17 protein-coding genes are annotated in these 18,795 nt (G+C 67.0%); 14 read left to right on the forward strand and 3 right to left on the reverse strand.

Annotated elements, in window-relative coordinates:
• Positions 1-3: 3 nt before the first annotated feature.
• From PI990_RS14810 to PI990_RS14845, 8 genes are all read left to right on the forward strand, one after another.
• A complete protein-coding gene (locus PI990_RS14810; protein ID WP_021217328.1) occupies positions 4-366 on the forward strand; it encodes a hypothetical protein in 363 nt (120 codons plus the stop codon).
• A 5-nt stretch (positions 367-371) separates the two neighbouring features.
• The gene (locus PI990_RS14815) at positions 372-890 is read left to right on the forward strand and encodes a nuclear transport factor 2 family protein (protein WP_271661115.1); all 519 of its coding nucleotides are present in this window, start codon (positions 372-374) and stop codon (positions 888-890) included.
• Positions 891-932: 42 nt separating this feature from the next.
• Positions 933-2,207, forward strand: a complete 1,275-nt coding sequence (locus PI990_RS14820; RefSeq protein ID WP_271661116.1) for an aromatic ring-hydroxylating oxygenase subunit alpha — start codon at positions 933-935, stop codon at positions 2,205-2,207.
• 132 nt (positions 2,208-2,339) lie between these two features.
• On the forward strand, positions 2,340-2,816 hold the full coding sequence (locus tag PI990_RS14825; protein ID WP_111262709.1) for an aromatic-ring-hydroxylating dioxygenase subunit beta: 477 nt from the start codon (positions 2,340-2,342) through the stop codon (positions 2,814-2,816).
• A gap of 153 nt (positions 2,817-2,969) precedes the next feature.
• Entirely contained in the window at positions 2,970-3,710 is a 741-nt protein-coding gene (locus tag PI990_RS14830; protein ID WP_271661117.1) for an SDR family NAD(P)-dependent oxidoreductase, read from the forward strand.
• 77 nt (positions 3,711-3,787) lie between these two features.
• Positions 3,788-4,744, forward strand: a complete 957-nt coding sequence (locus PI990_RS14835) for a PDR/VanB family oxidoreductase (RefSeq protein WP_271661118.1) — start codon at positions 3,788-3,790, stop codon at positions 4,742-4,744.
• Positions 4,745-4,762: 18 nt separating this feature from the next.
• Positions 4,763-5,263: a flavin reductase gene (locus PI990_RS14840; protein WP_271661119.1), complete on the forward strand. Its 501-nt coding sequence runs from the start codon at positions 4,763-4,765 to the stop codon at positions 5,261-5,263.
• A gap of 281 nt (positions 5,264-5,544) precedes the next feature.
• Entirely contained in the window at positions 5,545-6,822 is a 1,278-nt protein-coding gene (locus PI990_RS14845; RefSeq protein WP_271661120.1) for an OprD family porin, read from the forward strand.
• 361 nt (positions 6,823-7,183) lie between these two features.
• On the opposite strand, the gene PI990_RS14850 is transcribed toward PI990_RS14845, so the two are convergent.
• Positions 7,184-8,065, reverse strand: a complete 882-nt coding sequence (locus tag PI990_RS14850; RefSeq protein WP_271661121.1) for a LysR family transcriptional regulator — start codon at positions 8,063-8,065, stop codon at positions 7,184-7,186.
• Positions 8,066-8,189: 124 nt separating this feature from the next.
• Here PI990_RS14850 and PI990_RS14855 point away from each other — a divergent pair, with 124 nt between their 5' ends.
• The 6 genes from PI990_RS14855 to PI990_RS14880 all read left to right on the forward strand — a co-directional run bounded on the left by PI990_RS14855 (position 8,190) and on the right by PI990_RS14880 (position 13,755).
• Positions 8,190-9,311 (forward strand): muconate cycloisomerase family protein, encoded by a 1,122-nt coding sequence (locus PI990_RS14855; RefSeq protein WP_271661122.1) that lies wholly within the window; start codon positions 8,190-8,192, stop codon positions 9,309-9,311.
• 28 nt (positions 9,312-9,339) lie between these two features.
• Positions 9,340-9,630: a muconolactone Delta-isomerase gene (catC, locus tag PI990_RS14860; protein ID WP_184489119.1), complete on the forward strand. Its 291-nt coding sequence runs from the start codon at positions 9,340-9,342 to the stop codon at positions 9,628-9,630.
• Positions 9,631-9,685: 55 nt separating this feature from the next.
• On the forward strand, positions 9,686-10,615 hold the full coding sequence (gene catA / locus PI990_RS14865) for a catechol 1,2-dioxygenase (RefSeq protein ID WP_271661123.1): 930 nt from the start codon (positions 9,686-9,688) through the stop codon (positions 10,613-10,615).
• Positions 10,616-10,950: 335 nt separating this feature from the next.
• A complete protein-coding gene (locus PI990_RS14870) occupies positions 10,951-12,057 on the forward strand; it encodes an NAD/NADP-dependent octopine/nopaline dehydrogenase family protein (RefSeq protein ID WP_271661124.1) in 1,107 nt (368 codons plus the stop codon).
• Positions 12,057-13,046: a 3-hydroxybutyryl-CoA dehydrogenase gene (locus PI990_RS14875; protein WP_442969328.1), complete on the forward strand. Its 990-nt coding sequence runs from the start codon at positions 12,057-12,059 to the stop codon at positions 13,044-13,046. Before PI990_RS14870 ends, PI990_RS14875 begins: the two co-directional genes overlap by 1 nt.
• 85 nt (positions 13,047-13,131) lie before the next feature.
• Entirely contained in the window at positions 13,132-13,755 is a 624-nt protein-coding gene (locus tag PI990_RS14880) for an NIPSNAP family protein (RefSeq protein WP_021217314.1), read from the forward strand.
• 460 nt (positions 13,756-14,215) lie between these two features.
• On the opposite strand, the gene PI990_RS14885 is transcribed toward PI990_RS14880, so the two are convergent.
• On the reverse strand, positions 14,216-15,610 hold the full coding sequence (locus PI990_RS14885) for an efflux transporter outer membrane subunit (RefSeq protein ID WP_271661125.1): 1,395 nt from the start codon (positions 15,608-15,610) through the stop codon (positions 14,216-14,218).
• Positions 15,607-18,795 (reverse strand): efflux RND transporter permease subunit, encoded by a 3,189-nt coding sequence (locus PI990_RS14890; RefSeq protein WP_184489114.1) that lies wholly within the window; start codon positions 18,793-18,795, stop codon positions 15,607-15,609. The genes PI990_RS14885 and PI990_RS14890 overlap by 4 nt, the downstream gene beginning before the upstream one ends.

An 18,795-nucleotide genomic window follows, 5' to 3' on the forward strand; every position in this document is an offset into this window, starting at 1 on the left:
GTGATGAGCGAGAAAAAAGCCCTGCGCGTGTTGTTCTGCATGGGAATCAACCAGAACTTCTTTGACGCCCCGCGCGAAGAGCAACTGGAAGTCTGGGCCGCGTTCAGCGCCATGTGGAACGGCATCCACGACCTGCCCGGCGTGACCGTGTTCGGCAACATGGACGACGACCAGAGCATGGTCGGCCCGTCCACCGGCTACCCCTGGACCACCTACCTGCTGGCCGACGTGCCGGACATCGAAACGGTGCACGCCGCCTGCAACCTGTTCCGCACCACCGCCGTGGGCACCGGCCCCTACAAGCTGTGGCGCTACTGCAAGGTCGAGGCCCGCACCGGCCGCGAACTGATCATCCAGCGCGCGTGACCGCCATGTCGACCGAAGCGCTCGAGGCGCGCCTGCACCGGCTGGAAAGCGAGAACGCCATACGCGCCTGCATGAACCGCTACATGGTGCTGTGCGACGCGCTGGACGCCCGCACCCCGCTCGACGAGCTGGCCGGGCTGTTCACCCACGATGCGCTGTGGGAAGGCAAGGGCGCCAAGTACGCCAAGAGCTTCGGCGGCTACCGCGGGCGCGAGGCCATCGCCGCCATGTTCGCCACCTACATGGTGGAGCCGGCGCACTTCGCCCTGAACGTGCATTTCCTCTGCTCGGAACTGATCCGCGTGGAGGGCGGCGTAGCGATCGGCAGCTGGGTGATGTTGCAGACCTCCACTTTCGCCAGCGGCGCCTCGCACCTCAACGCGGCGCGTCTGACGGTGGAGTTCCGCGAGGAGGAGGGCGCCTGGCGCATGGCGCACTTCCAGACCGAAAACCTGTTCAGCCGCCCGGTGGATACCTGGAACAGCGCCGCGCACCTGCCGGTGCCGGGCAAGACCAGTGAATAAGAATTTCTGCATGTCGGCACGCGATGCCGACGAGGAGTGATCGTGACCAACCTGATCGAAACCGTGAACCTGGCCGCCACCCCGGCCGACCTGGTGCAGCACGACCGCGTGCACACCTCGCTCTACACCGACGGGCGCATCTTCGACGAGGAGCTGGAGAAGGTGTTCTACAGCACCTGGATCTGGGTCGCCCACGCCAGCGAGATCCCCGACAGCGGCAGCTACAAGAGCACCTACATCGGCAAGCAGCCGGTGATCGTGGTGCGTGACCGCAAGAAGGACGTGCACGTGCTGCTCAACCGCTGCCGCCACCGTGGCGCCACCGTCTGCGAGCACAAGAAGGGCAAGGCCAACAGCTTCGTCTGCCCCTACCACGGCTGGAGCTACGGCCTGGACGGCAGCCTGCGCGGCGTGCCGCACCCGGAAAGCTACGCCGACTGCCTGGACAAGGGCGAACTGCCCCTGGTTAGCCTGCGCGTCGAGCAGTACAACGGCATGATCTTCGCCACCTTCAAGGACGACATCGAGCCGCTGGTGGACTTCCTTGGCCCGGCGAAGAAGTGGATCGACCTGTTCATGAAACAGGGCGCCGGCTACGGCGTGAAGGTCTCCGGCGAGCACCGCTTCCGCTTCCCCGGCAACTGGAAGATCCAGCTGGAGAACACCACCGACGCCTACCACTTCCCGCTGGTGCACAAGTCGTTCCTGTCCTCGGTGGACGAACAGACCCTGGAGCTCTTCGACTTCGTGAAGGGCCCGGGCTATGTCGAGGACCTGGGCAACGGCCACAGCGTGATGGTGATGATCCCGGACCTGATCGACCTCGAAGCCGACCTCGACAAACCCATCCCCGAGCGCTTCGAGGCCCTGGCCGATGAGCTGCGCGGCGAAGGCATCGACGAGCAGCAGGTGCGCCGCATCGTCCGCGCCGTCGGCGGTTCCGGCTTCAACCTCAACCTGTTCCCCAACGTCGCCTGCTCCATGGCCTTCTTCCGCGTGCTGCAGCCGATCTCGGTGAACGAGACCGAGATCCACCACGCGGTGATCACCATGGACGGCGGCCCGGCCGTGGCCAACCGCTACCGCCTGCGCCTGCACGAGCACTTCCAGGGCCCGATGGGCTTCGGCACCCCGGACGATTCCGAGGCCTGGGAGCGCGTGCAGAAGGGTGCCCAGGCCGGCACCGACCTGTGGATCATGCTCAACCGCGGCCTGCCGGGCGAGAAGCCCAGCGAGGACGGGCGGGTCAGCGACGTGAGTGCCGAAACCGGCATGCGCGCGGCCTACCAGCAGTGGAAAAAGATGATGTCGGCCTAGGGCGGATCGATATCCAACCCGGATGGCATATGCCGGTAGGAGCGAGCTCTGCTCGCGAACATAGGTGCCACAGAAGCTTCGCGAGCAGAGCTCGCTCCTGCGCTGCTCGACGCACTACTTGAGAGACCGATCATGAACCTTGAATTGCTCAACCACGTCAGCGCCTTCATCTGGCAGGAAGCGGACATGCTCGACCACGGCGAGTTCGACGCCTGGCTGGACCTCTGGGCCGACAAGGGGACCTACATCATCCCCATCGACCCCAACGAGACCGACTTCGAGAACACCCTCAACTACGCCTACGACGACCATCACATGCGCAAGCTGCGCGTGCAGCGCCTGATCGGTGGCGAATCCATCTCCACCAGCCCGCGCGCCCGCACCGTGCGTGCCCTGTCGCGCTTCCGCGTGCTGGGTGAGGAGGGTGGCGTGGTCACCGTGCGCTGTGCGCAGAACCTGCGGGAATTCCGCAAGGACGTGCTCAAGCACTACACCGCCGACATCACCTTCGAGCTCCAGCGCGAAGGCGAGGGCTTCCGCATCCAGCGCAAGCTGATCCAGCTCATCAACTCCACCGATACTCTCGCCGGTATCGGCTATATCCTGTGAGGGTCTGCCCATGAGCTGCTACGCGTCGGCGATACGGCGTCATCAAGGGCTTCGGGATGCTCATCTACAGCCCGTAGACTCCGCTCCCTCAGCCCTCTCTTCCTTGTCTCGCTCTAGCTCGCGAGCTCATGAACAGACCCTGGGGAGCCGGCAATGAGCCAGATCGCACTCGTCACCGGCGCCGCCCAGGGCCTGGGTTTCGCCATCGCCGGCCGGCTGTTCGCCGCCGGCCATTCGGTGGTGATCACCGACCTGTCGCTGGAGCGCGCCCGGGCCGCCGCCGACCGTCTCGACCCCGGCGGTGAGCGCAGCCTGGCGCTGCAGCTGGATGTGGCCAGCAAGGCCGATTTCGAGGCGGCGCTGGCGGCGACCCTGGAGCGCTTCGGTGCGCTGCATGCGGTGGTCAACAACGCCGCCATGACCCTGACGACGCCGGTGATGCAGATCAGCCCCGAGGAATTCGACCGGGTGCTGAGCCTCAACACCCGCAGCGTGTTCGTCGGCTGCCAGGTGTTCGGCGCGCACATGGCGGCGGCCGGCTACGGGCGCATCGTCAACCTGGCGTCCCTGGCCGGGCAGAACGGCGGCACCGCCACCGGCGCGCATTACGCCGCCTCAAAGGGCGCCATCGTGACCCTGACCAAGGTCTTCGCCAAGGAGCTGGCGGCCAGCGGCGTCACCGTCAACGCCATCGCCCCGGGGCCCATCGAATCCCCGGCGGTGCGCGCGGCGATCCCGCCGGAGCGCATGGACGGGCTGCTGGCCAATATCCCGGTCAGGCGCCTGGGTGATGCGGATTTCCTCGGCGACCTGGTCGTGCAGCTGACGCGGCCGGAAGCCTACTTCACCACCGGCGCCACCTGGGATGTGAACGGCGGCCTGTACATGCGCTGAGGCGCAACCGAACGACGATGCGACGGCCGCCGAACGGCCGCCTTCTTTCCATGACGTGCAATGCGGGTGAACCCGAGATGACAGAACAACTCCTCAAGGTCGTGGTGCACAAGCGCCAGTTGCAGGGCGACGGCGTCGTCGTCCTCGACCTGCTGCCGGTCGGCGGCGCGACGCTTCCCGCCTTCGAAGCCGGGGCCCACGTGGACATCCACGTCGCCCCCGGCCTGGTGCGCCAGTACTCGCTGTGCAGTGATCCGGCCGACTCCAGCCTCTACCGCCTCGGCGTGCTCAAGGACCCGGCCTCGCGCGGGGGCTCCCTGGGCGTGCATGACAGCCTGCTGGAAGGCACCGAGGTAGAGATCAGCACCCCGCGCAACCTGTTCCCGCTGGCCACCGATGCGCGCCGTTCGATCCTCATCGGCGGCGGCATCGGCATCACCCCGATGATCGCCATGGCCCATGCGCTGCAGGCTGCCGGCAGCGAGTTCGAGCTGCACTACTGTGGCCGTTCGCGCAGCCGCACCGCCTTCCTCGACGAGCTGGCCGCCGCCCCCTTCGCCGGGCGCGTCAGCACCCATTTCGACGATGAGCCGGCGCAGAAGCTCGACCTGCCCCGCGTGCTGGGCACGCCCCAGGCCGACGTGCACGTCTACGTATGCGGCCCGGCCGGGTTCATGGACTGGGTGATCGGTGCGGCGCGCGAGGCGGGCTACGCCGAGGCCAACATCCACCGCGAGTACTTCCAGGTCGAGGTCGACGCCAGCGGCGATGCCTTCGAAGTGGTGGCCGCGCGCAGCGGCAAGACGGTGCAGGTGGCCGAGGGGCAGAGCATCCTCGAAGCCCTGGCGACCGTCGGCATCAAGGTGGAGATCTCCTGTGAGCAGGGCGTCTGCGGCACCTGCCTGTGCGATGTGCTGGAGGGCGAGCCGGATCACCGCGACGTCTACCTGACCGACGAGGAGAAGGCCGCCAACGACCAGATCCTGGTCTGCTGCTCGCGCGCCAGGACCCCGAAGCTGGTCCTGGACATCTGAACACCGGAGGGTAGAACCATGGTCGACACCACAGGATTTCGTAATGCGATGGCGCTGCTGGGCGGCGCCGTCTCGGTCATCACCACCAATGGCACCGCCGGGCGCTTCGGCTTCACCGCCTCGGCGGTGTGCAGCGTCACCGACCAGCCGCCCACGCTGCTGGTGTGCATGAACCGCTCCTCGTATTCCAACGTGCATTTCAAGAGCAACGGCGTGCTCGGCGTGAACGTGCTGACCGCCGAGCTGAAGGACATCTCGGCGGTGTTCGCCAACCGCGAGCTTGACTCCGACCAACGCTTCGCCGCCGCCAGCTGGAGCACCCTGGAGAGCGGCGCCCCGTTGCTGGACGGCGCGCTGGTGAGCTTCGACTGCCGCATCGCCCAGGCCCATGAAGTGGGCTCGCACACCATCTTCTACTGCGAGGTGCTGGGCATCCGCCACGGCGACAACCGGGAGGGGCTGGTGTACTTCGACCGCGCCTACCACCGCCTCGGCGACGCTTCCAAGGCGGCCTGCTGACACGGGCCGGAGACCGGGGGCGAGCAACTTCCCGGTGTTGAAAGTTTCGGTACTCGTTACCGGAAACTTTGCGAGTCATTCCCGCGCAAAGTCTGCTGTATGAAACACATAACAATAAAGGAGGGTGCCCGTTACTTCTGTTCGGGTAACAGGGTCTGTTTCGCCTTTTTGCAGTAAGTGGTCATAAAAACAACACTGCGGATTAACTGCCTGCGTTTGCTGATTTGCCAATTAATCTGCTCCCACTCTAGTGCCTTGCACATGTATTAAAGGAACATCCCATGTTTCAGAAAAGCTGGCTGGCCCGCGGCGTTGCTGCCGCGAGCCTGATGGGTGCGCTCGCGCCTATTACCGCCCAGGCGGACTTTCTCGATGATCGGCAAGTGAGCCTCGGCTTGCGCAACTTCTATATCGACCGTGATTACAAGCAGAGCGATGCACCGAAGTCGCGTATCGGCAGTTGGACCCAGGGTTTCGACTTCCGCGCCATCTCCGGTTATACCGAGGGCCCGATCCAGTTCGGCCTCGATCTGTCCGCGCAATATGCCTATCGCCTGGATGGCGGTGGTGGCCGTGGCCCGGACAGCATCATTCCCTACGACGACAGCAAGGGCGAGCAGGTGCGTGACTACGGTCGCGCCGCGCTGACCGCCAAGGTCAGGTATTCCAGGACCGAGCTGAAGATCGGCGAGCACCGGCCGATGCTGCCGGTGGCCTTCATGGACGACTCGCGGCAACTGGTCACCACCTACCACGGCTTCCTGGTCGAATCCCGCGAGATCGACAAGCTCACCCTCACCGGCGGGCGCTTCACCGAGATCAGCAGCCGCGAATCCTCCGACCGGGAGAAGATGTACCTGTTCAACGGCCCGGACATCAAACGCCGCAGCGACGGCCTCAACTTCGGCGGCGCCACCTACGCCTTCAGCCCCTCGCTCTCGGCCACCTACTTCTACGGCCAGCTGGAGGACATCTACGAGCAGCACTACGGCGGCCTGACCCATAACGCCGACCTGGGCGACGGCTTCGGCCTGAAGACCGACCTGCGCTACTTCGACAACAAGGAAGACGGCAAGGCGCTCTACGGCGAGATCGACAACCGCTCCTACGGCGCCATGACCACCCTGCGCAAGGGCGCCCACGCCATCGGCGTCGGCTACCAGCGCATGCTCGGCGACAGCACCTTCCCCACGCTCAACGGCTACGCCCCGCAGCCGTACCTGGTGAACTGGTCCACCGTCGCCTTCGTCAAGCCCAACGAGAGTTCCTGGCAGCTGCGCTACGACCTGGACTTCGCCGGCTACGGCGTGCCCGGCCTCAAGCTGATGACCCGCTACATGCGCGGCACCGGCATCGACCGGGGCAACAACGCGCTGGACGAGAACGTCGAGAGCGAACGCAACATCTTCCTCAGCTACGTGGTGCAGAGCGGCCCGCTCAAGGGCGTCGGCTTCGAGTGGCGCAACATCGACGTCAAGACCCGCTACGGCAACGGCGCGGCCTCGGGGGCGGACTACAAGGAGAACCGCCTGATCACCACCTACACCTTCAAGTTCTGAGGAACAGGGGCATGAAGGGCCGGCCCGGCGTCGTCGACTTCGCGTCCTGCGGGATGCGGGAGAGCGTGCCCGGGCCGGATCAAATCTGTAGGGGCGAATTCATTCGCCAAGGGCTGCGCAGCGGCCCCGACACAGCATGGGTTTCGCTCCGCGCTACCCATCCTACGAACGGCCCATCCTATGTGCTGCGGGCGGCCCCGACAGGCACGGATTGCGAGCCCGCATGAGGGCGCTTCGCGAGCAGGGCTCGCTCCTACGTGCGGTGCGAGCGATGAGCCCGCGTCCTGTACCAATCCCTTTGTTTTCACCTCGGCCCGGCCACTCCTTTGCGGGCCTTTTTTATTGCGATGCGCCTGCGTGTTCAGGCCTCCTGCGCCACCAGCTCCTCGATCAGCGCCAGGCAGTCCGCCAAGGCCGGGGAGGTGTCGCCCACGCGGCGGCTGATGATGATCGGCGAGGTGGCGTTGCCTTCCAGCAGGCGGGTGTAGCCGATGTCGTCGCGGTGCTGCAGCTGCACCGAGGCGGGCACCAGGGTGATGCCGATGCCGGCGGCGACCAGGCCGATGGCAGTCTGCAGTTCGTTGGTCCACTGCACGACACGGATCTGCAAGCCGTGGGTGGCGAACAGCGCGAGCACATGGTCGGCGTAGCTCGGCCGTGGGTTGCCCGGGTAGAGCACGAAGGGCTCGCGGGCCAGGGCTTCCAGGCTCGCCGGGGCGGCCAGCAGCGGGTGGCCGGCGGGGAGGGCGGCGACCAGCGGGTCCAGGGTCAGCACCTCTTGGTGGATGGCCGGGTCCTCGATATGGATGCGGCCGAAACCGATGTCGATGCGCCCGGCCTTGAGCGCCTCCACCTGCTGCAGGGTGGTCATCTCGTTGAGGCCCAGCTCCAGCTCGGCGTCGCTGCGCAGGCGGCGGATCAGCTCCGGCAGCACGCCGTAGAGGGTCGAGGGGGCGAAGCCGATGCCCAGCCAGGTCTTCTCGCCCTGGCCGATGCGCCGGGTGTTGTCGCAGACCTTGGCCAACTGCTCCAGCAGGGCGCTGGAGTGCTCATGGAAGAAGCGCCCGGCCTCGGTCAGGCGCAGGGGCCGGCCACGCTCCAGCAGGGTGACGCCGAGCTCTTCCTCGAGCTGCTGGATCTGCCGGCTCAAGGGCGGCTGGGCGATGTGCAGGCGCTCGGCGGCACGGGTGAAGTTGAGGGTTTCGGCGAGTGCCTGGAAGTAGCGCAGATGGCGAAGCTCCATGGGGTCTCCGAGGTGCTGGTTCTATACCTGGCGAGTATGGTGCCAGACAAACTCAATATTGGAACCGGTTCAATCGTGGATTTAGGCTCCGGTTCATTGAAAACAGAACCTGATGGGTATTGAAATGATTTCTACCGCGATCGAGTCCCTCGAAGCGATCATCGTCGACCTGCCGACCATCCGCCCGCACAAGCTGGCGATGCACACCATGCAGAACCAGACCCTGGTGATCCTGCGCATCCGCTGCGCCGACGGCATCGAGGGGATAGGCGAAGCCACCACCATCGGCGGCCTGGCCTATGGCTACGAAAGCCCCGAGAGCATCAAGACCAACCTCGACCGCTACTTCGCGCCGCTGCTGGTCGGCCAGGACGCCAGCAACGTCAATGCCGCGATGCAGCGCATCGACCGCACCATCACCGGCAACACCTTCGCCCGCTCGGCGGTGGAAACCGCGCTGCTGGACGCCCAGGGCAAGCGCCTGGGCCTGCCGGTGAGCGAGCTGCTCGGTGGCCGTGTGCGCGACAGCCTGGAAGTGGCCTGGACCCTGGCCAGCGGCGATACCGCCCGCGATATCGCCGAGGGTGAGCACATGCTGGAGGTGCGCCGCCATCGCATCTTCAAGCTGAAGATCGGCGCCAACGAAGTGAGCCAGGACCTGCGCCACGTCATCGCCATCAAGAAGGCCCTGGGCGATCGCGCCAGCGTGCGCGTCGACGTCAACCAGTACTGGGATGAAGCCGTGGCCCTGCGTGCCTGCCAGGTATTGGGCGACAACGGCATCGACCTGATCGAGCAGCCCATCTCGCGCAACAACCGCGCCGGCCAGGCGCGCCTCGCCCTGCGCAGCCCGGCGCCGATCATGGCGGACGAGTCCATCGAATGCGTCGAGGACGCCTTCAACCTCGCCCGCGAAGGCGCCGCCCCGGTGTTCGCCCTGAAGATCGCCAAGAACGGTGGCCCGCGCGCCGTACTGCGCACCGCCGCCATCGCCGAGGCGGCCGGTATCGGCCTCTACGGCGGCACCATGCTCGAAGGCAGCGTCGGCACCCTGGCCTCGGCCCACGCCTTCATCACCCTGGCCGAACTGGCCTGGGACACCGAACTGTTCGGCCCGCTGCTGCTGACCGAAGAGATCGTCACCGAGCCGCCGCGCTACCAGGACTTCCAGCTGCACGTACCGCGCCTGCCCGGCCTCGGCCTGACCCTCGACGAGGAGCGCCTGGCGCGCTTCCGCCGTACCTGAACCCTCGCCTGAAGAAGGAGATGCTTCCATGCTGTTCCACGTGAAGATGACCGTGAAGCTGCCGCTCGACATGGACCCGGCCAAGGCCGCCAAGCTCAAGGCCGACGAGAAGGAACTGGCCCAGCGCCTGCAGCGCGAGGGCAAGTGGCGCCACCTGTGGCGCATCGCCGGCCACTACGCCAACTACAGCGTGTTCGACCTGGCCAGCGTCGAGGAGCTGCACGACACGCTGATGCAGCTGCCGCTGTTCCCGTACATGGAGATCGAGGTCGACGGGCTCTGCCGCCACCCTTCGTCAATCCACCAGGACGATCGCTGATCGCCGCACCGTCCCAGCTAAGCCCGGCCAATAACTACAAGATGAGGTTCCAACCATGACTGTCAAACTCTCCCAGACCGATAGCGTCCAGCAGTTCTTCAAGGAAGCCAGCGGCTTCACCAACGACCAGGGCAGCCCGCGCATGAAGGCGCTGGTGAACCGCATCCTCCTCGACACCGTGAAGATCATCGAGGACCTGGACGTGACCACCGAGGAATTCTGGAAGGCGGTGGATTACCTCAACCGCCTGGGCAGCCGCCAGGAGGCCGGCCTGCTGGTCGCCGGCCTGGGTGTCGAGCACTACCTCGACCTGCTGCTGGATGCCCAGGACGAAGCTGCCGGCTTCAGCGGCGGCACCCCGCGCACCATCGAGGGCCCGCTCTACGTGGCCGGCGCGCCGCTGTCCGAGGGCGAGGCACGCATGGACGACGGCACCGACCCGGGCACCGTGATGTTCCTCCAGGGCCAGGTGCTGGACACCGACGGCAAGCCCCTGGCCGGCGCGACCGTCGACGTCTGGCACGCCAACACCAACGGCACCTATTCCTACTTCGACAGCACCCAGTCCGAGTTCAACCTGCGCCGGCGCATCATCACCGACAGCGAAGGCCGCTACCGCGCCCGCAGCATCGTGCCCTCCGGCTACGGCTGCCCGCCGGACGGCCCCACCCAGGAGCTGCTCAACAGCCTGGGCCGCCACGGCAACCGCCCGGCGCACATCCACTTCTTCATCTCCGCCCCCGGCCATCGCCACCTGACCACCCAGATCAACCTCTCGGGCGACCAGTACCTGTGGGACGACTTCGCCTACGCCACCCGTGAAGGCCTGGTGGCCGAGGTGCGCTTCATCGAGGACGCCGCTGCCGCCGACGCCCGGGGCATCGAAGGCCGCTTCGCCGAGATCGACTTCGACTTCCAGCTGCAAGCCGCCGCCAAGCCCAAGGAAGAAGAGCGCCGCGATCGCGTCCGCGCCCTGGAAGCCTGAGGCCCGTAGTCCCGGCGGGGAATCACCCGATTTTCCCCGCTGTTTTCAACCACGCCGGTGGTCATGCCGGCGTGGTTTTTTTGTGCCGGGGAGGAGCCGAATCGTAGGGTGGATGACGCTCTTCTCATCCACCAGCGGAGCATGGCTCGGCTTCGATGTCGGGTTGGACATGCGGGCCGCTGCGCGGCCCTTGGGCGAATGAATTCGCCCCTACGGGATCGATTGCCTAACCGGCACCAATCCCTTGCACATTCCGAATCCTCGTTGCGCATTCCGCGCAGCCGGGTGCGGGTCGGGCCCCTAGGATCGAGGCTCTTGAACGAGGAACTTGGCCCATGAATATCAGCGTTATCGGCGGTGGACACGGTTGCTACGCGGCAGCCATCGAGCTGGCGGAGAAGGGGCACCGCGTGTGCCTGTGGCGCCGTGACGGCGCGGCGCTCAAGGAGCTGGCGGCCATCGGCAGCCTGACCGTCAAGGACTATCGCGGCACCCGCCAGGTGGCCGTGGGCGGCGAGGGCGCCAGCCTCAGCCTGAGCGACGACCTGGCCGAAGCCGTGGCGTTCGCCGAGCTGCTGGTGGTGCCGCTGCCGTCCACCACCCATGAGAGCCTGGCGCGGGAAATGGCGCCGCTGCTGCGCGACGGCCAGGTGCTGTTCCTGCCGCCGGGCACCTTCGGCAGCTACCTGTTCGCCAAGGCCATGCACGAGGCCGGCAACGACGCCGAGGTGGCCTTCGCCGAGACCGGCACCTTGCCCTATCTGGCCCGCAAGCACGGCGCGGCCAATGTGGTGATCAGCGGCTACGCCACGCGCCTGCCCACCGGCGTGTTCCCCAGCCGCCTGGCCGAGCCGGCCTTCGCCCTGCTGCGCCAGGCCTACCCGAGTGTCGAACCCATCGAAGACGGCCTCAGCGGCGCGCTGATGAACGCCGGGCCGATCATCCACCCGCCGCTGATCATGATGAACGCCGGCCCCCTGGAGCACTTCGAGACCTGGGACATCCACAACGAAGGCACCCAGCCGGCTATCCGCCGCGTCACCACCGCGCTGGACGCCGAGCGCATGGCCCTGCGCGAGGCGCTGGGCTACCCGGGGCCGCATTTCCCCCTGGCCGACCACTACAACACCACCGAGGGCGATGAGTGGATGTACGGCCGCGGTGCCCACGGCAAGCTCACCGACAGCGGCGACTGGCGCGAGGACATCGACCTGCAGCGCCACCGCTACATGCTCGAGGACACCCGCCTGGGGCTGTCCTTCCTGGTTTCGGTAGGGCGCTGGGCCAGCGTGCCCATGCCCGTCGCCCAGGGCCTGCTGAGCATCGCCTCGGCGGTGGCCGGCTTCGATCTCTATGCCGAGGGCCGCACCCTGGAGCGCCTCGGCCTGGCCGGGTTGAGCCGCGCCGAGATGGTCGAGCTGCTGCGCGAGGGCATCCACTGATGGCCGCGCGCATCGCCGTGGTCGGCGCCGGGCGCATGGGCGAAGGCATCGCCCTGGCCTTCATGCACGCCGGGCTGCCGGTGACCCTCATCGACATCAAGGCCCGCGATGCCGAGCAGCAGCGGGGGTATTTCGACAAGGTGCGCGCCAGTCTCGCCGGCGAGCTGCAGACCCTGGTACGCCTCGGCGTGCTCGAACCCGGGCAGGCGGACGAGGCGCTGGGCCGGGTGCGCCTGTGCGACCGCGAGCAGGCGCTGGCCGACCTGGCCTGCGCCGAGCTGGTGTTCGAGGCGGTGCCCGAGGTGCTGGAGGTGAAGCGCGAGTGCTTCGCCTGGCTGAGCCTGCATTGCAGCGGCGACTGCATCATCGCCTCGACCACCTCCACCTTCCTGGTCACCGAGCTGGCCGGGCTGGTCAGCCACCCCGGACGCTTCGTCAACGCCCACTGGCTCAACCCGGCCTACCTGATCCCGCTGGTGGAGGTGAGCCGCAGCGAAACCACCCGCGGCGAGGTGGTCGAGCGCCTGCTGGCGCTGCTGCGCCAGGTGGGCAAGGTGCCGGTGCTCTGCGCCCCGGCGGCGGGCTACATCGTGCCGCGCATCCAGGCCCTGGCGATGAACGAGGCCGCGCGCATGGTGGAGGAGGGCGTGGCCAGCGCCGAGGACATCGACACGGCGATCCGCGTCGGCTTCGGCCTGCGCTTCTCGGTGCTGGGCCTGCTGGAGTTCATCGACTGGGGCGGCGGCGACATCCTCTATTACGCCTCGCGCTACCTGGCCGGGGCCATCGACCCGCGTTTCGCCTCGCCCCAGGTGATCACCGACAACATGCACGAGGGCCGCAACGGTTTGCGTGAGGGGCAAGGCTTCTATGACTACGCGGGCGTGGACGTGGAGGCCTACAAGCTGCGCCGCCTCGGCGAATTCACCCGCAAGCTCGACCTGATGGGGCTCGCCCCGCGTTTCAACGGGGCCTTGAGGCAGGCGTGAACGCGCCCCTCGCGGCCCCGGTTGCAGGGTGGCAGGCACAGTGCCCGCCGCCGTATCTAGATGAACCACGGACCACGAGGTAACGATGCGCCTGTTCGAACTGATCACCTTCACCCTGCGCGTGCGCACCACGGCCGATGCCCTGGCGCGCCTGGAAGAAACCCTGGCCAGCAGCGGCCCCGGCTGCACCCTTATGGGTTGCTGGGCCTCGGAGATCGGCCCGTTGAACCAGGTCATCGTGCTGCGCGGCTTCACCGACGAGCAGGCCCGCCAGGCCGAACGCGAGCGCTACCTGCTGGCGCGGGACGCCTTCGGCATCGAATGCTTCATGACCGACATGAAGGTGGAGAACTACACGCTGTTCCCCTTCCTCGAACCCCTGGCTCCGGGCGCCCATGGACCTTTCTACGAGCTGCGGGTGTACGACCTGATCCCCTCCGGCCTGGCGCCGACCCTGGAAGGCTGGAAGAAGGCCGTCGGTCCGCGCACCGGCGAGGGCTATTCCCAGGTCTACGCGGCCTTCTACGCCACCGACGGCCGCACCCCGCGCTACCTGCACATCTGGCCCTACGCGAGCCTGGAGCAGCGCCTCGACGTGCGCACCCGCGCGGTGGCCGATGGCGTGTGGCCGCCGGAAAACTCCGGCCCGCAGCTGCGCGACATGCACTCCACCGCGTGCCTGCCGGCGCGTTTCTCGCCGTTGCGGTGAGGGGGTGGCGGTGCTGCGCACCGCTGGGCGAATGAATTCGCCCCTACCGGGTGGGCTGTGGTGTGGGGTGATGCATCGCCTGGTGGATGAAAAGAGCGTCATCCACCCTACACAGCGGTCAGTTCCGTAGAGCGAAACCCGCGAGGCCCTTGCACGGTATATGTCGGGTTGCACCCGACCTACAGCGGCACGGTGCGTAGGTTGGCGGCGAGCGCAGCGAGGCCCAACACGGCGATGCATGGCCTCGCTGCGGACACTCCCTGTGGGAGCGGCTTCAGCCGCGAAAGGCCTGCCGCCGGTACTGGGCTGCGAATGGGCGGATGTTCCATCGCGAATGAATTCGCTCCCACGATGGGGCAGCGCGCCGGCTGGCTTTCTTCAGGCAAAAAAAGCCCCGCGACAGGGGCACCGTCGCGGGGCGAGAGGTCGGCCGGGGGGCGGCCGAGCCAGGAGGAGAGGTTCAGGCCTGGGGCTGCCAGCCGCCGCCGAGGGCCTTGTAGATGGCGACGATGCCGCTGTAGAGCTCCACTTCGGCCTGGGCCTGGGCGTCTTCGGCGGCCAGGCGTTCGCGTTCGGCGTCCAGCAGCACGAGGAAGTCCACGGTGCCTTCGCGGTAGCGCACGGCGGCCTGCTGGGCGGCGGCGCGGGTGGCCTCCGACTGGCGGACCAGGGAGATCAGCCGTTGCTGGCGCTTGGCGTAGTCGCTGAAGGCGTTCTCGGATTCTTCCAGGGCCAGCAGCACCTGCTGCTCGTAGCCGGCCAGGGCGCCGTCGGCATCGGCTTCGGCGCCGCGCAGGCGGGCCCGCACGCTGCCGAGGTCGAAGGCGGCCCAACTGATGGTCGGTGCCACGCCCCAGGCGCGAGCAGCGGAGGAGCCGATCTGCGAGCCACGTCCGGCGGTGAAGCCGAGGAAGCCGGAGAGGCTGACGCGGGGGAACAGGTCGGCCGTGGCCACGCCGACATTGGCGGTGGCGGCGGCCAGCTGGCGTTCGGCGGCGGCGACGTCGGGGCGGCGGCGCAGCAGCTCGGCGGGGTCGCCGATGGGCAGTTCCTTGGCGATCACCGGCAGCGGCTTGGCCGAAAGATCGACGCTCAGCTGTTCCGGGCGCTGGCCGAGCAGGGTGGCGATGCGGTTGCGCGAACGCACTTCGAGGGCCTGCAGTTGCGGCAGGGTGGCTTCGGTGGCGGCCAGGCGGCCGTCGGCGCGCAGCACGTCCAGTTCATTGCCGACGCCGGCGTCACGCAGTTGCTCGGTGAGGCCACGGGATTCCTGCTGGTTCTTCAGGTTTTCGCGGGCGATGCGTTCACGCAGCTGGGCGCCACGCAGGTTGCCGTAGGCGTCCACCAGCTCGGCGATGAGGCTGACCTGCAGCTGTTGCAGCTCGGCCTGGGCGACGCCGATCTCGGCGTCGCTGGCTTCGATCTGGCGCTGGATGCGGCCGAACAGGTCCAGCTCCCAGGCCATGTCCAGGCCCAGGTCGTAGCGCTCGGCGTTGACGCGCTGTTCGGTCTGGCCGGGCTGCTGGCCCTTGCCGACTTCGGCACTGGCGCGGCTGGTGATGGTCGGCAGCTGGTCGTTGCCGACGTCGTCACGGATGGCACGGGCGGCGCGCAGGCGGGCGAAGGCCACGCGCAGCTCGCGGTTCTGTTCGAGGGACTGCTGCACCAGCTGGTTCAGGGTCGGGTCGTCGAACTGTTGCCACCAGAGGGTTTCGAAGCGGGCGCGGTCGTAGTGGCCGGCGTCCGCGGCAGCGAGCCGCGCGGGCTCGCTGTCGGGGGCCTTGTAGTCCGGGCCCACGGCGCAGGCGCTCAAGGCGAGGGCCAGCAGGGCAGGGGCGAAAGCCTTGTTGATCATGCGTGCAGTTCCTTGAGTTTCTGGGCCTTGGCTGCCTTGCGGGCTTCGCCTTTCTCGACGAAGCCGCGGATCAGCACATAGAACACCGGGGTCAGCAGCAGGCCGAAGAAGGTCACGCCGATCATCCCGCTGAACACCGCTACACCCATGGCGTGGCGCATTTCGGCGCCGGCGCCGGAGGAGAGCACCAGGGGTACCACGCCCATGATGAAGGCGATGGAGGTCATCAGGATCGGGCGCAGACGCAGGCGGCAGGCTTCCAGTACCGCGGCCAGGCGGTCGAGGCCTTCTTCCTGTTTCTCCTTGGCGAATTCGACGATGAGGATGGCGTTCTTGCACGCCAGGCCCACCAGGACGATCAAGCCGATCTGGGTGAAGATGTTGTTGTCGCTACCGGCGAGCATCACCCCGACGATGGCCGAGAACAGCACGGTCGGCACGATCAGGATCACCGCCAGCGGCAGGCTCCAGCTTTCGTACTGGGCGGCCAGCACCAGGAAGGCCAGCAGCACGCAGAGCGGGAAGATGAAGATCGCGGTGTTGCCGGCGAGGATCTGCTGGTAGGTCAGGTCCGTCCATTCGTAGGTCATGCCGTTGGGCAGTTCTTCCTTGAGCAGCTTGGCGATCGCTTCCTCGGCCTGGCCGGAGCTGTAGCCCGGAGCGGCGGCGCCGTTGATCTCGGCGGTGATGAAGCCGTTGTAGTGCATCACGCGGTCGGGGCCGGAGGCGTTGTCGACCTTGACGAAGGTGGACAGCGGGATCATCTCGCCACGGTTGTTGCGCACCTTCAGCTGGCCGATCTGCTCGGGTTCGAGGCGGAACGGCTGGTCGGCCTGGACGTTGACCTGGTAGGTACGGCCGAAGCGGTTGAAGTCGTTCGCATACAGCGAGCCGAGGTAGACCTGCATGGTGTCGAAGATGTCGCTGATGGCGACGCCGTGGGTCTTGGCCTTTTCGCGGTCGATGTTGGCATCCACCTGCGGGACGTTGACCTGGTAGCTGGTGAACACCGACATGGGGTTCAGCTCGGGGAGCTGGCGCGCCTTGTTGATGATGTTCTGGGTCTGCTTGTACAGCTCCTCGTAGCCCAGGTTGCCGCGATCCTCCACCTGCAGGCGGAAGCCGCCGATGGTGCCGAGGCCTTGTACGGGCGGCGGCGGGAAGATGGCGATGTAGGCGTCCTGGATACCGGCGAACTCCTTGTTCAGCTCGGCGGCGATGGCACCGGCGGACATGGACGGGTCCTTGCGCTCATCGAAGGGCTTGAGCGGGGTGAACACGATGCCGCTGTTGGGGCTGTTGGTGAAGCCGTTGATGGACAGACCGGGGAAGGCCACGGTGTTTTCCACGCCCGGGTGCTTGGCGGCGATCTCGGACATGCGCTTGATCACCGCTTCGGTGCGATCCAGGGTCGCGGCATCGGGCAGTTGGGCGAAGGCCACCAGGTACTGCTTGTCCTGTTGCGGCACGAAGCCGGCCGGGGTGCTGGAGAAGCCCAGGTAGCCGAGCACCAGGATGCCGCCGTAGACCAGCAGGGCCACCGAGCTGCCACGCAGCACGCGGCGCACGGTGCCGACGTAGCCGTTGCCGGCACGCTCGAAGACGCGGTTGAACGGGCCGAACAGCCAGCCACCGAAGAGTTTGTCGAGGATGCGCGAGAAGCGGTCCTTGGGCGCGTGGTGGTCCTTCAGCAGCACGGCGGCCAACGCCGGGGACAGGGTCAGCGAGTTGAAGGCCGAGATCACGGTGGAGATGGCGATGGTCAGCGCGAACTGCTGGTAGAACTGCCCGGTGAGGCCGGAGATGAAGGCGGTGGGCACGAACACGGCGCACAGCACGAGAGCGGTGGCGACGATGGGGCCGGTCACTTCCTTCATGGCCTGGCGGGTGGCGTCCACCGGTGATTTGCCGAGGCCGATGTTCCGCTCGACGTTCTCCACCACCACGATGGCGTCGTCCACCACGATGCCGATGGCCAGCACCAGGCCGAACAGCGACAGGGCGTTGAGGGAGAAGCCGAACAGGTGCATGACCGCGAAGGTGCCGATCAGCGAGACCGGTACGGCCACCAGCGGGATGATCGAGGCGCGCCAGGTCTGCAGGAACAGGATCACCACCAGGACCACGAGCACGATGGCTTCGAGCAGGGTGTGGACCACCGCTTCGATGGAGCCGCGCACGAAAATGGTCGGGTCATAGACGATTTCGTAGTCCATGCCCTGGGGGAAGCTCTTCTTCAGTTCGGCCATGCGGCCCCGCACGGAGTCGGAGATCTCGATGGCGTTGGAGCCGGGGCGCTGGAACACCGGGATGGCCACGGCCGGCTGGTTGTTCAGCAGCGAGCGCAGGGCGTACTGGCTGGAGCCCAGTTCGATGCGCGCCACGTCACGCAGGCGGGTGATCTCGCCGTCGTCGCCGGCACGGATGATGATGTTCTCGAACTCTTCCTCGGTGACCAGGCGGCCCTGGGTGTTGATCGAGAGCTGGAAGCTGTTGCCCGCATCGGACGGCGGCGCACCCAGGGCACCGGCCGCCACCTGGCGGTTCTGCTCGCGGATGGCGTTGACCACGTCGGTGGCGGTGAGGTTGCGCGAGGCCACCTTGTTCGGGTCCAGCCAGACGCGCAGGGAGTAGTTGCCCATGCCGAACAGCTGCACGTCGCCCACACCGTCCAGGCGCGCCAGCTCGTCTTTCACGTTGAGCGCGGCGTAGTTGGACAGGTAGAGCATGTCGTAGCGGTTATCCGGCGAGGTCAGGTGCACCACCATGGTCAGGTCCGGGGAGGCCTTGTCCACGGTCACGCCGAGCCGCTGCACTTCGGTGGGCAGGGTGGGCATGGTCCGGGTGACGCGGTTCTGCACCTGCACCTGGGCGTTGTCCAGGTCGGTACCCAGGGCGAAGGTGATGGTCAGGGTCAGCTTGCCGTCGTTGGTGGACTGGGACGACATGTAGAGCATGCCTTCCACACCGACGATGGCCTGCTCCAGGGGCGAGGCTACGGTCTCACCGATCACCTTGGGGTTGGCGCCGGGGAAGTTGGCGCGCACGACCACGGTGGGCGGGACCACTTCGGGGTATTCGCTGATGGGCAGCTGGAACAGCGAGATGGCGCCGCCGATCAGGATCAGCAGCGACAGCACGGCGGCGAAGATCGGCCGCAGGATGAAGAACTGGGAAAAATTCAT

The organism is Pseudomonas sp. TUM22785, assembly GCF_028198105.1.
GTDB classification, from domain to species: Bacteria; Pseudomonadota; Gammaproteobacteria; order Pseudomonadales; family Pseudomonadaceae; genus Metapseudomonas; species Metapseudomonas solani.